The sequence below is a fragment of the Mycobacterium sp. IDUB_19 genome (assembly GCF_055419445.1).
The window spans coordinates 57,641-73,294 of the sequence record NZ_JBVAXR010000017.1; the positions used below are offsets into that span (position 1 = coordinate 57,641).

At 66.7% G+C, this 15,654-nt stretch carries 8 protein-coding genes; all 8 read left to right on the forward strand.

Annotated elements, in window-relative coordinates; translation table 11 throughout:
- The first annotated feature begins 10 nt into the window (after nucleotides 1–10).
- Complete coding sequence (locus ACZY0B_RS15470; RefSeq protein ID WP_463765014.1) at nucleotides 11–922, forward strand: decaprenyl-phosphate phosphoribosyltransferase; 912 nt, start codon at nucleotides 11–13, stop codon at nucleotides 920–922.
- Complete coding sequence (gene aftB, locus ACZY0B_RS15475) at nucleotides 909–2,903, forward strand: terminal beta-(1->2)-arabinofuranosyltransferase (RefSeq protein ID WP_463765015.1); 1,995 nt, start codon at nucleotides 909–911, stop codon at nucleotides 2,901–2,903. Before ACZY0B_RS15470 ends, aftB begins: the two co-directional genes overlap by 14 nt.
- 326 nt (nucleotides 2,904–3,229) lie before the next feature.
- A complete protein-coding gene (locus tag ACZY0B_RS15480) occupies nucleotides 3,230–4,276 on the forward strand; it encodes an esterase family protein (RefSeq protein ID WP_463765016.1) in 1,047 nt (348 codons plus the stop codon).
- A 164-nt stretch (nucleotides 4,277–4,440) separates the two neighbouring features.
- On the forward strand, nucleotides 4,441–5,337 hold the full coding sequence (locus ACZY0B_RS15485) for an esterase family protein (RefSeq protein WP_463765051.1): 897 nt from the start codon (nucleotides 4,441–4,443) through the stop codon (nucleotides 5,335–5,337).
- Between the two features lie 129 nt (nucleotides 5,338–5,466).
- On the forward strand, nucleotides 5,467–6,477 hold the full coding sequence (gene culp6, locus ACZY0B_RS15490; protein ID WP_463765017.1) for a carboxylesterase Culp6: 1,011 nt from the start codon (nucleotides 5,467–5,469) through the stop codon (nucleotides 6,475–6,477).
- Nucleotides 6,478–6,798: 321 nt separating this feature from the next.
- Entirely contained in the window at nucleotides 6,799–8,691 is a 1,893-nt protein-coding gene (gene fadD32 / locus ACZY0B_RS15495; RefSeq protein WP_463765018.1) for a long-chain-fatty-acid--AMP ligase FadD32, read from the forward strand.
- Between the two features lie 10 nt (nucleotides 8,692–8,701).
- Nucleotides 8,702–14,053: a polyketide synthase Pks13 gene (pks13, locus tag ACZY0B_RS15500; protein WP_463765019.1), complete on the forward strand. Its 5,352-nt coding sequence runs from the start codon at nucleotides 8,702–8,704 to the stop codon at nucleotides 14,051–14,053.
- Complete coding sequence (locus tag ACZY0B_RS15505) at nucleotides 14,053–15,627, forward strand: acyl-CoA carboxylase subunit beta (RefSeq protein WP_463765020.1); 1,575 nt, start codon at nucleotides 14,053–14,055, stop codon at nucleotides 15,625–15,627. The genes pks13 and ACZY0B_RS15505 overlap by 1 nt, the downstream gene beginning before the upstream one ends.
- Nucleotides 15,628–15,654 lie beyond the last annotated feature (27 nt).

Here is a 15,654-nt window from a genome sequence, read left to right on the forward strand (position 1 = left end):
TGTGGCCGAAATGAGTGAAGACGTGGCGACCGGACGACCTCCCGCGAACCTGATCACCGGGGTGATCAAGGCGATGCGCCCGCGGCAATGGGTGAAGAACGTGTTGGTGGCGGCCGCGCCGGTGGCCGCGGCCGGCCGCGGAGTCCGCTACGACTACGCCGAAGTGGCGACCAAGGTGGGCGTGGCGTTCGTCGTGTTCAGCCTGGCGGCTTCCGCGATCTATCTGATCAACGACGTCCGCGACGTCGAGGCCGACCGGGAGCACCCCACCAAACGATTCCGTCCGATCGCGGCCGGCGTGGTGCCCGAATGGCTGGCCTATGTGCTGGCCGTGGTGCTGGGCACCACATCGCTGGCCATCTCCTGGTGGCTCACGCCGAACCTCGCGGTGGTGATGGCCGTCTACATCGCGATGCAGGTGGGCTACTGCTTCGGCCTCAAACACCAAGCGGTGATGGACATCTGCATCGTGTCGTCGGCGTATCTGCTCCGGGCCATCGCCGGGGGCGCGGCCACCGATATCCCACTGTCCCAATGGTTCTTGCTGACCGCCGCATTCGCGTCGCTGTTCATGGTGGCCGGCAAGCGTTACGCCGAGTTGCAGTTAGCCGAGCGAACCGGGGCGGCGATTCGCAAGTCGCTGGAGAGTTACACCAGCACCTACCTGCGATTCGTCTGGACGATGTCGGCCACCGCGGTGGTGTTGTGCTACGGGATGTGGGCGTTCGAGCGCGACCGCTACTCGGGATCCTGGTACGCGGTGTCGATGGTCCCGTTCACGATCGCGATCCTGCGCTATGCGGTCGACGTCGACGGCGGACTGGCCGGTGAGCCCGAAGACATTGCGCTGCGTGACCGGGTGTTGCAGCTGCTGTTCCTAGCGTGGATCGCAACAGTTGGTGCCGCGGTTGCCTTCGGCTAACCCCGGTCTGCAGGCCATCAAGCGCGAGTTGATGCGCCGCCGGCCGGGGGTCAGGCGGGGGAGCCGGCTGCCGTTCCCGTATGACACCGTGACCCGGGTCAGCCTGTGGATCAGTGTGGCGGTCATCGCGGTGATCTTCGGTTGGGGAGCGTGGCAGCGGCGCTGGATCGCCGACGACGGACTGATCGTGCTGCGCACAGTGCGCAACCTGTTGGCCGGCAACGGGCCGGTATTCAACCAGGGCGAGCGGGTCGAGGCGAACACCTCGACGGCATGGACCTACCTGATGTACGTCGGAAGCTGGGTCGGCGGGCCGGTGCGCATGGAATACGTGGCGCTGACGCTGGCGCTGGCGCTTTCCGTACTGGGCGTGGCGCTGCTGATGCTGGGCGCGGGACGCCTCTACGCCCCCAGCTTGCGCGGGCGCCGGGCGATCATGCTGCCCGCCGGAGCGCTGGTCTACATTGCGCTGCCGCCGGCGCGCGACTTCGCCACCTCCGGACTCGAGAGCGGGCTGACCCTGGCCTATCTGGGGTTGCTGTGGTGGATGATGGTCCGTTGGTCGCAGGCGCTGCGGAACCGTCCGGACAACGAGGTGTTCACCGGCCTGCTGGCCTTCGTCGCGGGGATCAGCGTTCTGGTGCGACCGGAGCTGGCGCTGATGGGCGGACTGGCGCTGATCATGATGCTGATCGCGGCCCGAACCTGGCGCCGTCGCGTGCTGATCGTGGTGGCCGGTGGGTTCCTGCCGGTGGCCTACCAGATCTTCCGGATGGGCTACTACGGCTTGCTGGTGCCCGGGACGGCTCTGGCCAAGGATGCCGCTGGCGACAAGTGGTCCCAGGGCATGGTCTATCTGTCGAACTTCATCTCGCCCTACGCCGTGTGGCTGCCGGTGCTGCTGCTGGTGCCGCTGGGGCTGCTGCTGATGGCGGCCCGGCGCCGTCCGTCGTTCCTGCGCCCGATGCTCGCGCCCAATTACGGCCGGCTGGCTCGCGCGGTGCAGAGCCCGCCGGCAGTGGTGGCATTCGTCCTTGTGAGCGGGCTGCTGCAGGCGCTCTACTGGACCCGCCAGGGGGGCGATTTCATGCACGCGCGAGTGCTGTTGGCGCCGCTATTTTGTTTGCTGGCCCCGGTCGCCGTCATCCCCGTAATGATCCCCGACGGGCAAGACTTCTCACGCGAGACGGGTTACTGGTTGGCCGGTGCGGCCAGCCTGCTCTGGCTCGGCATCGCGGGCTGGTCGCTGTGGGCAGCAAACTCGCCGGGGATGGGCTACGACGCCACCCACGTCACCTACAGCGGCATCGTCGACGAGCGCCGCTTCTACGCTCAGGCGACCGGGCACGCGCACCCGCTGACCGCCGCCGACTACCTGGATTACCCCAGGATGGCGGCCGTGCTGGCCGCTTTGGACAACACTCCGGAAGGGGCGTTGTTGCTGCCCTCCGGCAACTACATTCAGTGGGACGTCGTGCCCCAGCTGCAGCAGCCCCCGCCGGCCCCGGGCGGCCCGCCTGACAGCAAATCGCCGCAAAAGCCGCAACACGCAGTGTTTTTCACGAACTTGGGCATGCTGGGCATGAACGTCGGGCTCGACGTCCGAGTGATCGACCAAATCGGGTTGGCGAACCCGCTCGCGCAGCACACGCAGCGCCTCACCCACGGCAGGATCGGGCACGACAAGAACCTCTTCCCGGACTGGGTGATCGCCGACGGCCCGTGGGTGAAGGTGTATCCGGGCATTCCGGGCTACCTGGACGCGAATTGGGTCGCCCAGGCGGTGGCGGCCCTGCAATGCCCGGAGACCAAGGCGGTGCTGGCGTCGGTACGTGCCCCGATGTCGCTGCACCGGTTCGTCTCAAACTTCTTGCATTCCTTCGAATTCACCGGCTACCGGATCGACCGGGTCCCGCTCTACGAGCTCGCCAGGTGTGGCCTTCCGGTACCCGATCCGAGTCCCCCGCCCCCGCGCGAGTGAATATTGCGTGGATAAATCCCGTCGATCTCGAATTAATCACAATCAGTCCGGATCCCGACACTGACAGCAAATTCACATTTGTACCTTCACCTGTGTGCGTTCACCGTCCGGCACATGCGGAAATGCCATTTCCGGTCGTCACGTCCGCCCTGAAAATCCCAAGAAATCGTCGCTCGGTGGGGGTTTGCGGAGGCTCCTCGATGAGAGCCGGCGCGGGTTGATGTGGTTGACTACGGAAGTACTGCTGCGCGGAGACCGCATGCAGTTCGACCCCAATCAACGACGCGTCCTGATGATGGGTGCGCCGAGAAGATGAGGAAGCAAGGATGACGTTTGTTGACAGGTTTCGCGGCGCCGTGGCACGCATGCCACGCCGACTCGTAGTTGGAGCCGTTGGCGCGGCCCTGCTGTCGAGTCTGATCGGCGTCGTGGGGGGCTCGGCGACCGCTGGGGCGTTCTCTCGCCCTGGCCTGCCGGTGGAATACCTGCAGGTTCCGTCTGCGGCCATGGGCCGCGACATCAAGATCCAGTTCCAGAGCGGCGGCGCCAACGCGCCCGCGGTGTACCTGCTCGACGGCATGCGCGCGCAGGACGACTTCAACGGCTGGGACATCAACACCCCGGCCTTCGAGTGGTACAACCAGTCGGGCCTCGCCGTCGTCATGCCGGTTGGCGGGCAGTCCAGCTTCTACTCGGACTGGTACAAGCCCGCTTGCGGTAAGGCCGGCTGCACCACTTACAAGTGGGAGACCTTCCTGACCAGCGAGCTGCCGCAGTACCTGTCGGCCAACAAGCAGGTCAAGCCGACCGGCAGTGCCGCCGTCGGTCTGTCGATGGCCGGTTCGTCGGCGCTGATCCTGGCTGCCTACCACCCCGACCAGTTCCCGTACGCCGGCTCGCTGTCGGCGCTGCTGGACCCGTCGCAGGGGATGGGCCCGTCGCTGATCGGCCTGGCCATGGGTGACGCCGGTGGTTACAAGAAAGACGACATGTGGGGTCCTTCCAGCGACCCGGCGTGGCAGCGCAACGACCCGTCGCTTCAGGTCGCCAAGCTCGTCGCGAACAACACCCGGATCTGGATCTACTGCGGTAACGGCAAGCCGTCCGACCTCGGTGGCGACAACCTGCCCGCCAAGTTCCTGGAAGGCTTCGTGCGGACCAGCAACCTGAAGTTCCAGGACGCCTACAACGCGGCCGGCGGTCACAACGCGGTGTGGAACTTCGACGCCAACGGCACCCACGACTGGCCGTACTGGGGCGCGCAGCTGCACGCCATGCTCCCCGACCTGCAGTCGGCGCTGGGCGCTACCCCGGGCGCTGGCCCGGCCACCGCTGGAACCGCAGCCAACGCCGGTTCCACTCAGGGCACCTAAACAGTCCGAGCAACACGACGAACGGCGGGAACCCCAAGGGGGTCCCGCCGTTCGTCGTTGCCTGGGTATGTGAGCTGTTTCACTACCCTGCGGGGCGGCTTTACTTCGGCCCTGGTTAGTGTGCAAACACAGCGACTACACGATGGAGGGCGGACATGGGTAGCGTGCGGGGTTTGTCAACGCTTCTGCGGGTGCTCTGCGTTGCCGCGCTAACACTCGGATTCGGCGGCGTGGCGGCAGGAATCACGGGCAAGGCTGCAGCGGCGGGTTACGAGACGTTGATGGTGCCCTCGGGCGCCATGGGCCGCGATATCCCGGTCGCCTTCCTGGGGGGTGGTCCGCACGCGGTGTATCTGCTGGACGCCTTTAACGCCGCCCCGGACGTCAGCAACTGGGTGACCGCGGGTAACGCGATGAACACACTGGGCGGCAAGGGGATCTCGGTGGTGGCACCCGCTGGCGGCGCCTGGAGCATGTACACCAACTGGGAGCAGGACGGCAGCAAGCAGTGGGACACCTTCCTGTCCAGCGAGCTACCCGATTGGCTGGCCGCCAACAAGGGTCTGGCGCCCGGCGGCCACGCCGCGGTGGGCGCTTCGCAGGGCGGCTATGCCGCGATGGCGCTGGCCGCCTTCCACCCCGACCGGTTCGGCTTCGCAGGCTCGCTGTCGGGATTCCTCTACCCGTCCAACACCACCACGGGTGGCGCGATCCTGGCCGGCCTGCAGCAGTTCGGCGGCGTGGACGGCAACGGAATGTGGGGCGCTCCGCAGCTGGGCCGGTGGAAGTGGCACGACCCCTATGTGCACGCCGCGCTGCTCGCGCAGAACAACACCCGGGTATGGGTCTGGAGCCCGACGAACATGGGCGGCGATGCGGCCGCGATGATCGGGCAAGCCGGCGAGGCGATGGGCAACAGCCGCATGTTCTATTCGCAGTACCGCAACGACGGCGGCCACAACGGCCACTTCGACTTCCCGGGCGGCGGCGACAACGGCTGGGGCTCGTGGTCCGGACAGCTGGGCGCCATGTCGGGCGACATCGTGGGAGCTATCCGCTAACCACGCGGCCCCGATTGCAGACGGCCGGCCCCGCACGCCGAGCCGGTACCGTGTATTGGATGCAGCAGGGCCGTATGGCCGCTTGCCTGTATTCGAACTGCGACCCGCCGACTCTGCTAGCAGGAGAACATGACCACCAACGCCCAGCGCAAGCGCCGCCGAATCCTCGCCTGGGTGGCCGCGCTGTCCATGGCCGGGGTTGTGCTGTTGGTCATCGTGGCCGTCGTGACCATGCTGCGTAGCACCGAATCACCGCCCAGCGCGGTGCCGCCCGGCGTGCTGCCGCCGTCCTCGACGACAACACATCCGCACAAGCCGCGGCCCGCTTCGCAGGACGCTTCCTGCCCCGACGTCGAGCTGCTGGTGATTCCCGGGACGTGGGAGTCGTCCCCGCAGGACGATCCGCTCAACCCGGTGCAGTTTCCTAATGCGTTGCTGCACAAGTTGACCGGGGCGATCGGCCAGCAGTTTCCGCCGTCGCGGGTGCTGACCTACACCGTTCCCTACACGGCGCAGTTCCATAACCCGTTGAGTGCCGACACGCAGATGTCCTACAACGACAGCCGGGCGGAAGGCACCCGCGCGGCCGTCCAGGCGCTGACCGACATGTCCAACAAGTGCCCGTTGACCAGCTATGTGCTGGTGGGTTTTTCGCAGGGCGCAGTGATCGCCGGCGACATCGCCAGCGATGTCGGCAATGGCCGCGGACCCGTTGACGATGACTTGGTGCTCGGGGTGACGGTGATCGCCGACGGCCGCCGGCAGCAGGGCGTGGGCAACGACGTCGGGCCCAACCCGCCCGGCGAGGGCGCCGAGGTGACCCTGCACGAGGTGCCGATGTTGTCCGGTCTCGGTTTGACGATGACCGGTGCGCGGCCCGGCGGCTTCGGCGACCTGAACAGCAAGACCAACGAGATCTGCGCGCCCGGTGACCTGATCTGCGCCGCCCCGAACGAGGCGTTCAGCGTCGCGACCCTGCCGAATACGCTCAACACTTTGGCCGGCGGTGCGGGCCAGCCGATCCACGCCATGTACGCCACCCCCCAGTTCTGGAACCTCGATGGGTTGACGGCGACGGATTGGACGTTGAACTGGACGCGTAACCTCATCGAAAACGCGCCACACCCCAAGCACGGGTGACTACCTGGGCGGCCCCGAACAAAGCTGGCGGGTCGGATACGCGTGGGGGAGTCGCTGGGCAAGGGGACACAGCGGTCAGGTGGGCCCTACCGGGGGCAATCGGCGGTACCTTGAGATTTGGTCTGCCGCGCGCCGACGCCTAACATTAAGAGAAAACTAAGAGCGATAAGAGTTTGGCGGTTCCCGACCGGGGTCGAAACTGGCACGGACTCGCACGTTTGCGTGCACGAGGCTGGCCCGCGCAGGGGAAATCGTCGGCGAGGCCGACAACTAGGACCGCCGGAGCAGCTGACCGGCGAGTGTGTAACAGGAGAGGGCGGCATGGCGTACCACAACCCGTTCATTGTGAACGGACGAATCAAGTTCCCAGATAACACGAACCTGGTTCGTCATGTTGAGAAGTGGGCGAAGGTTCGTGGCAGCAAGCTGGCCTATCGATTCATCGACTACTCCACCGAGCGTGACGGTGTCGAGCGCGACATCGTGTGGTCGGACTTCAGCGCCCGCAACCGTGCCGTGGGCGCCCGTCTGCAGCAGGTCACCCAACCGGGTGACCGGATCGCCATCCTGTGCCCGCAGAACCTGGACTACCTCGTCGCCTTCTTCGGGGCGCTGTACTCGGGCCGGATCGCGGTACCGCTGTTCGACCCGGCCGAGCCGGGTCATATCGGCCGGTTACACGCGGTGCTCGACGACTGCTCCCCCTCGACGATCCTGACCACCACCGAGTCCGCCGAAGGCGTCCGCAAGTTCATTCGTGCCCGTGCGGCCAAGGAACGGCCCCGCGTCATCGCCGTCGATGCGGTGCCCAACGAGGTCGCCTCCACCTGGGTCGAGCCGGACGCCGACGAGAGCACCACCGCATATCTGCAGTACACCTCGGGCTCCACCCGGACCCCGACGGGCGTGCAGATCAGCCATCTCAACTTGCCCACCAACGTGCTGCAGGTGCTGCAGGCCCTGGAGGGCACCGAAGGTGACCGCGGCCTGTCCTGGCTGCCGCTGTTCCACGACATGGGCCTGATCACGGCGCTGTTGGCGCCGGTGCTCGGTCAAAGCTTCACCATCATGACGCCCGCCGCGTTCGTCCGCCGGCCCGGCCGCTGGATTCGCGAGCTCGCGCGCAAGCCCGGTGAGACCGGTGGCGTCTTCTCGGCCGCGCCCAACTTCGCCTTCGAACACGCCGCGATACGCGGCCTGCCCCGCGACGACGAGCCGCCACTGGATCTGAGCAACGTCAAGGGCATCCTCAACGGCAGCGAGCCGGTATCGCCGGCCTCGATGCGCAAGTTCTACGAGGCGTTTGCGCCCTACGGTTTGCCGGAGACGGCAATCAAGCCGTCCTACGGCCTGGCCGAGGCGACGCTGTTCGTTTCGACCACCCCGCCGAACACCGCACCGACGGTCATCTATGTAGACCGGGACGAGCTGAACAACCACCGCTTCGTCGAGGTCGCTCGCGATGCGCCGAGCGCCGTCGCGCAGGTATCCGCGGGGAGGATCGGCGTCGACGAATGGGCGGTCATCGTCGATCCCGAGTCGGCCAGCGAGGTGCCGGACGAGCACATCGGCGAGATCTGGCTGCACGGCAAGAACCTGGGCACCGGCTACTGGGGCAAGGAAGCCGAGACAGCCGAGACCTTCCACAACATCCTCAAGTCGCGGATCAGCCAGTCCCACGCCGAGGGAGCCGAGGACGACGGGCTGTGGGTACGCACCGGCGACTACGGCACCTACTTCAACGGCGACCTCTATATAGCCGGCCGAATCAAGGACCTGGTCATCATCGATGGGCGTAACCACTACCCGCAGGACCTCGAGTATTCGGCTCAGGAGGCGAGCAAGGCTCTGCGCACGGGATATGTGGCCGCCTTCTCGGTCCCGGCCAACCAGCTGCCGCAAGAGGTGTTCGACAACCCGCACGCCGGGCTCAAGTTCGACCCCGACGACACCTCCGAGCAGTTGGTGATCGTCGCCGAGCGCGCCGCCGGTACGCACAAGCTCGACTACCAGCCCATCGCCGACGACATTCGTGCGGCCATCGCCGTGCGTCACGGGGTCACCGTCCGTGACCTGCTGCTGGTGTCGTCCGGGTCGATTCCCCGTACCTCCAGCGGCAAGATCGGGCACCGTGCCTGCCGCGCCGCCTACCTCGACGGCAGTTTGCGCAGCGGTGTCGGGTCCCCGGCCGCGTTCGCCAGTGCCACAGACTGAAACAGGAACCATGGCTGACACCGAATCTGACCTGCCGGACAACTCTGAAAACGCGGCCGCTGGTGGCGAGGTGCCCGCCGCGGATCCGTCCGCCAGGGCCGAGATGACCGTCCCCGAGATGCGGCAATGGCTGCGCAACTGGGTGGGCAAGGCCGTCGGCCAGTCGCCCGACGCGATCGACGAGTCGGTGCCCATGGTCGAGCTGGGATTGTCGTCGCGCGATGCGGTGGCGATGGCCGCCGACATCGAAGACATGACCGGGGTGATGCTGTCGGTCGCGGTGGCGTTCCAGCATCCGACTATCGAGTCGCTGGCGACCCGGATCATCGAGGGCGAACCGGAACGGCCCGACGACGACCTCGACGGTGTCGACTGGACGCGCACCGGCCCGGCCGAGCGCGTGGACATCGCGATCGTGGGTCTGGCTACCCGGCTGCCCGGCGACATGAACAGCCCGGACGAAACCTGGCAGGCCCTGATGGAGGGTCGCGACGCCATCACCGACCTGCCCGAAGGGCGTTGGTCGGAGTTCCTCGAAGAACCCCGGCTGGCCGAGCGCGTCGCCGCCGCGCGCACCCGCGGCGGTTACCTCAAGGACATCAAGGGCTTCGACTCCGAGTTCTTCGCGGTGGCCAAGACCGAGGCCGACAACATCGACCCGCAGCAGCGGATGGCATTGGAAATGACCTGGGAGGCGCTCGAGCACGCCCGCATCCCGGCCTCCAGCCTGCGGGGCGAGGCCGTCGGCGTCTATGTCGGCTTCACCAACAACGACTACGGCTTCCTCGCCATTTCTGACCCCACCGTCGCGCATCCCTATGCGATCACCGGTAACTCGACCGCGATCATCGCCAACCGGGTGTCGTATTTCTTTGACTTCCGCGGCCCCTCGGTCGCCGTCGACACCGCCTGTTCGAGTTCATTGGTGGCAACCCATCAAGCGGTGCAGGCGCTGCGCAACGGTGAGTGCGACGTGGCGGTTGCCGGTGGCGTCAACGCGCTGATCACTCCCGCGGTGACCCTCGGTTTCGACGAGATCGGCGCGGTGCTGGCACCCGACGGCCGGATCAAATCGTTCTCGTCGGACGCCGACGGCTACACCCGCTCGGAGGGCGCCGGCATGCTGGTGCTCAAGCGGATCGACGACGCCCGCCGCGACGGCGACCAGATCCTGGCCGTCATCGCCGGTAGCGCCATCAACCACGACGGCCGGTCCAACGGCCTGATCGCCCCCAACCAGGACGCGCAGGCTGAGGTGCTGCGCCGGGCGTACAAGGACGCCGGCATCGACCCGCGCAACGTCGACTACATCGAGGCGCACGGCACCGGCACCATCCTCGGTGACCCGATCGAGGCCGAGGCGCTTGGCCGGGTGGTGGGCAGGGGACGCGAGGCCGATCGGCCGGCACTGCTGGGCGCGATAAAGACCAACATCGGCCACCTGGAGTCGGCGGCCGGTGTGGCCGCCATGGCCAAGGTGGTGCTGGCGCTGCAGCACGACAAGCTGCCGCCGTCGATCAACTTCGCCGGGCCCAGCCCCTACATCGACTTCGACGGTATGCACCTGAAAGTCATTGATAAGGCGACGGATTGGCCGCGCTACGGCGGCTACGCCCTGGCTGGGGTGTCGAGCTTCGGCTTCGGCGGGGCCAACGCGCACCTGGTGGTGCGCGAGGTGTTGCCGGGCGACCTCATCGAACGCGAGCCCGAACCCGAACCCGAGGTGGCCGCTTCCGCCGAAGCCGAGCAGGCCGAGGGGCCCATGCTCGAAGGCCACTCGCTGCGGTTCGACGATTTCGGGAACATCATCACCGACGAATTTATGGCCGAAGACGCAGAGCCCGAGCTGCCGGGCGTGACCGAAGAGGCGCTGGGCCTCAAAGAGGCCGCGTTGGAAGAGCTTGCGGCACAAGAAGAGTCAGAGCCAACCAAGCCGTTGATCCCGCTTGCGGTGTCGGCGTTTCTGACCTCGCGCAAGAAAGCCGCGGCAGCCGAGCTGGCGGACTGGATGGAAAGCCCCGAAGGCCAGGCGGCGTCGCTGGAATCGATCGGCCGTTCGCTGTCGCGGCGCAACCATGGCCGCTCGCGCGCGGTGGTGCTGGCCCACGACCACGAGGAAGCCATCAAGGGCTTGCGAGCGGTGGCCGAGGGTAAGCAGCGACCCAACGTGTTCAGCGTCGACGGGCCGGTGTCCAACGGCCCGGTGTGGGTGCTCGCCGGATTCGGTGCGCAGCACCGCAAGATGGGCAAGAGCCTGTATTTGCGCAACGAGGTTTTCGCCGAGTGGATCGAAAAGGTCGACGCACTGATCCAGGATGAGCTGGGCTACTCGGTCCTCGAGTTGATCCTCGACGACTCGCAGGACTACGGCATCGAAACCACCCAGGTCACTATCTTCGCGATCCAGATCGCGCTGGGTGAGCTGCTCAAGCATCACGGCGCCAAACCCGCCGCGGTGGTGGGCCAGTCGCTGGGTGAGGCCGCGGCGGCCTACTTCGCCGGTGGCCTGTCGCTGCGCGACGCCACCCGTGCGATCTGCTCGCGCTCGCACCTGATGGGCGAGGGTGAGGCGATGCTGTTCGGCGAATACATCCGGCTGATGGCGCTGGTGGAGTACTCCGCCGACGAGATCAAGACGGTGTTCTCCGACTTCCCCGATCTCGAGGTGTGCGTCTACGCCGCCCCCACCCAGACCGTCATCGGCGGCCCGCCCGAACAGGTCGACGCGATCATCGCCCGCGCCGAATCCGAGGGCAAGTTCGCCCGCAAGTTCCAGACCAAGGGCGCCAGCCACACCCAACAGATGGATCCGCTAATCGGCGAGCTAGCGGCCGAGCTGCAGGGGATCAAGCCGATGCGCCCCACCGCCGGCATCTTCTCGACGGTGCACGAGGGCAGCTACATCAAGCCGGGCAGTGAGCCGATCCACGATGTGGAGTACTGGAAAAAGGGCCTGCGCCACAGCGTGTACTTCACCCACGGCGTCCGCAATGCCGTAGACAGCGGGCACACCACGTTCGTGGAGCTCGCGCCGAATCCGGTGGCGCTGATGCAGGTGGGTCTGACCACCGCGGACGCCGGCCTGCATGACGCCCAGCTGATCCCGACGCTGGCCCGCAAACAGGACGAGGTCGAGTCGATCACGTCGACCCTGGCGCAGCTCTACGTGTTCGGCCATGACCTGGACTTCCGGACGATGTTCAGCCGCGCCAAGGGGGCCCCAGGACCTGAAGATTTTGCCAACATTCCGCCGACCCGGTTCAAGCGCAAGGAGCACTGGCTGGACGCGCACTTCGCCGGCGACAGCTCGGTGCTGATGCCGGGCAACCATGTCGCGTTGCCGGACGGCCGGCATGTGTGGGAGTACGCGCCGCGGGAGAAGACCGACCTCGCCGCGCTGGTGCGGTCCGCTTCGACGACGGTGCTGCCGGACGCGCAGCTGACGGCCTCGGAGCAGCGGGCGGTGCCGGGCCTTGGTGCCCGGTTGGTGACGACGTTGACGCGGCACCCCGGTGGCGCGTCGATTCAGGTGCACGCGCGTATCGACGAATCTTTCACGCTGGTCTACGACGCGCTGGTCGCCCGGGGTGGTTCTGCTTCGGCGCTGCCGGCCGCGGTCGGTGCCGGAACGGCGATCGCGGCTGCGACTTCCGACGGCGACACGGCCGCCGCGCCTGTCGCGGCGGGCCTCGTCGACGATGACGACGCCGAAACGCTGTCGGACAGCTTGACCAACCGCTACATGCCGGCCGGCATGGGCCGATGGACACCGGACTCTGGTGAGACGATCGCCGAGCGGCTGGGCGCGATCGTGGGTGCGGCGATGGGTTACGAGCCCGAGGACCTGCCGTGGGAGGTGCCGCTGATCGAGCTGGGCCTGGACTCACTGATGGCGGTGCGGATCAAGAACCGCGTCGAATATGACTTCGACCTGCCGCCCATTCAGTTGACGGCCGTGCGCGACGCCAATCTCTACGCCGTCGAGAAGCTGATCGAGTATGCGATCGAGCACCGCGACGAAGTTCAGGAGCTGGCCGAGCACCAGAAGACGATGACGGCCGACGAGATCGCCAGGGAGCAGGCCGCGATACTCAGCGGCGCGACGCCGGCTCCGCCTCAGTCGGCTCCGCCTCAGTCGGATGCGCCGATCCCGCCGCCGCCGACGGATCCGTCCGGCCCGGCGGGCAATGGTTCGGCCAATGGTGCCAAGCCGAATTTGGCCCGAGCCGCCCAGGCGCTGAACTCCGAGGCGGTCGCCAAGGCCCTGCACTCCGACGTTCCGCCGCGCGATGCCGCCGAGCGAGTCACCTTCGCCACCTGGGCGATCGTCACCGGAAAGTCTCCAGGGGGCATCTTCAACCCGCTGCCCAAGCTGGACGACGACACCGCCGCCAAGATGGCGCAACGGCTTTCCGAGCGTGCCGAGGGTCCGATCAGCGCCGAGGATGTGCTGACGTCGGAGACCATCGAGGCGCTGGCCGAGAAGATGCGCGCCTACTTCGAGGCCGGCCAGATCGACGGCTTCGTCCGCACGCTGCGGGCCTCGCAGAACGATTCGCAGGTGCCGGTGTTCGTGTTCCACCCGGCCGGCGGTTCGACCGTGGTGTACGAACCGCTGCTCAACCGGCTGCCGGCGGACACTCCGATGTACGGCTTCGAGCGCGTCGAGGGCACCGTTCAGGAGCGGGCCGCCCAGTATGTGCCGAAGCTGTTGGAGATGAACGAGGGCAAACCGTTCATTCTGGCCGGCTGGTCACTTGGCGGTGCGCTGGCATATGCGTGTGCGATCGGGTTGAAGCGAGCCGGCGCCGACGTGCGATTTGTCGGGATGATCGACACCGTGCGCGCCGGCGAGGAGATCCCGCAGACCAAGGAGGAAACCCGCAAGCGTTGGGACCGTTACGCGAAGTTCGCCGAGCGCACCTTCAACGTGGAGATCCCCGGGATCCCTTACGAGCAGCTCGAAGAGCTCGATGACGAGGGTCAGGTCAAGTTCGTGTTGGACATCGTCCAGCAAAGCGGTGTGCAGGTTCCGGGTGGCATCGTCGAGCATCAGCGGACGTCCTATCTGGACAACCGGGCGCTCGAGACCGTCGAGATCGAGCCCTACGACGGCCACGTGACCCTCTACATGGCGGACCGCTACCACGATGACGTCATCGAGTTCGAGCCGCGGTATGCGACCCGCAAGCCCGACGGCGGCTGGGGCGAGTTCGTGGCTGACCTCGAGGTGGTGCCGATCGGTGGCGAGCACATCCAGGCCATCGACGAGCCGATCATCGCGAAGGTGGGTGCCCACCTGGCCGGGGTGCTGAATAAGGTGGAGGAGCAAACCAGTCAGACAAGTGAGGTAGGCAAGTAGTGACGGGTACCGAGGCGGTTCCTTCTCCCCACAGCACAGCCGAGAAGCTGACCGAGCTCAACGCTCGCCTTGAATTGGCCAAGGAGCCCGGCGGTGAGAAGGCCGCCGCCAAGCGCGACGCGAAGGGCATCCCGAGTGCCCGCTCCCGCATCCACGCGCTGTTGGATCCGGGCACGTTCTTCGAAGTCGGGGCGCTGGCCAAGACCCCGAACGACCCGAACGCGCTCTACGGTGACGGCTGCATCACCGGCCATGGCCTGATCGACGGCCGGCCGGTCGGGGTGTTCTCGCACGATCAGACCGTGTTCCAAGGCACCGTCGGCGAGATGTTCGGCCGTAAGGTCGCGCGGCTGATGGAGTGGTGCGCGATGGTCGGCTGCCCGATCATCGGCATCCAGGACTCGGGTGGTGCCCGGATTCAGGACGCGGTCACCTCGCTGGCGTGGTACGCCGAGCTGGGCCGCCGTCACGAGGCGCTGTCCGGCCTGGTGCCGCAGATCTCCCTCATCTTCGGTAAATGCGCTGGGGGAGCGGTCTATTCGCCGATCCAGGACGATCTGCTGGTCTCGGTGCGCGACCAGGGTTACTTCTTCGTCACCGGACCCGACGTGATCCGGGAGGTTACCGGCGAGGACGTCACCCTCGACGAGCTCGGCGGCTCCGACGCGCAGGCTCGCTACGGCAACATCCATCAGGTGGTGGATTCCGAGGCCGAGGGGTTCCAGTACGTACGGGACTTCCTGTCATTCCTGCCGTCGAACTGCTTCGACAAGCCGCCGGTCGTCAATCCCGGGTTGGAGCCGGAGATCACGCCGAGCGACCTGGAGCTCGACACGATCGTGCCGGACTCCGACAACGCGGCCTACGACATGCACGAGATCCTGCTGCGGATCTTCGACGACGGCGACTTCCTCGACGTCGCCGCGCAGCACGGCCCGGCGATCATCACGGGGTATGCCCGGGTCGACGGGCGTCCGGTCGGGGTGGTCGCCAACCAGCCCATGTACTTGGCCGGGTCGATCGACAACGAAGCCTCCGACAAGGCGGCCCGGTTCATCCGATTCTGCGACTCGTTCGAGATCCCGCTGGTCTTCGTGGTGGATACACCCGGATTCCTGCCCGGGGCCGAGCAGGAGCGCAACGGCATCATCAAGCGCGGCGGCCGGTTCCTGTACTCGGTGGTGGAAGCCGACGTGCCCAAGGTGACGATCACCATCCGCAAGTCCTACGGCGGTGCGTACGCCGTGATGGGGTCCCGGCAGCTGACCGCCGACTTCAACTACGCCTGGCCCACCGCGCGCATCGCGGTGATCGGGGCGGAGGGAGCCGCGCAGCTGCTGATGAAGCGGTTCCCGGACCCCACTACGCCCGAGGCGCAGCAGATCAAGAAGGACTTCATCGAGGGCTACAACCTCAACATGGCGATCCCGTGGACCGCTGCCGAGCGCGGGTTCATCGACTCGGTCGTCGACCCGCACGAGACCCGGCTGCTGATCCGCAAGTCGCTAAAGTTGTTGCGCGACAAGCAATTATGGTTTCGCGTGGGACGCAAGCACGGGCTGATCCCGGTCTGACCGGCCTTTCGTCACATCCGCCACAGC

Coding starts and splice junctions, on each gene's coding strand:
- ACZY0B_RS15470 (WP_463765014.1), top strand. CDS start 11: ATGAGTGAAGACGTGGCGACCGGACGACCTCCCGCGAACCTGATCACC.
- fadD32 (WP_463765018.1), top strand. CDS start 6,799: ATGGCGTACCACAACCCGTTCATTGTGAACGGACGAATCAAGTTCCCA.
- pks13 (WP_463765019.1), top strand. CDS start 8,702: ATGGCTGACACCGAATCTGACCTGCCGGACAACTCTGAAAACGCGGCC.
- culp6 (WP_463765017.1), top strand. CDS start 5,467: ATGACCACCAACGCCCAGCGCAAGCGCCGCCGAATCCTCGCCTGGGTG.
- ACZY0B_RS15480 (WP_463765016.1), top strand. CDS start 3,230: ATGACGTTTGTTGACAGGTTTCGCGGCGCCGTGGCACGCATGCCACGC.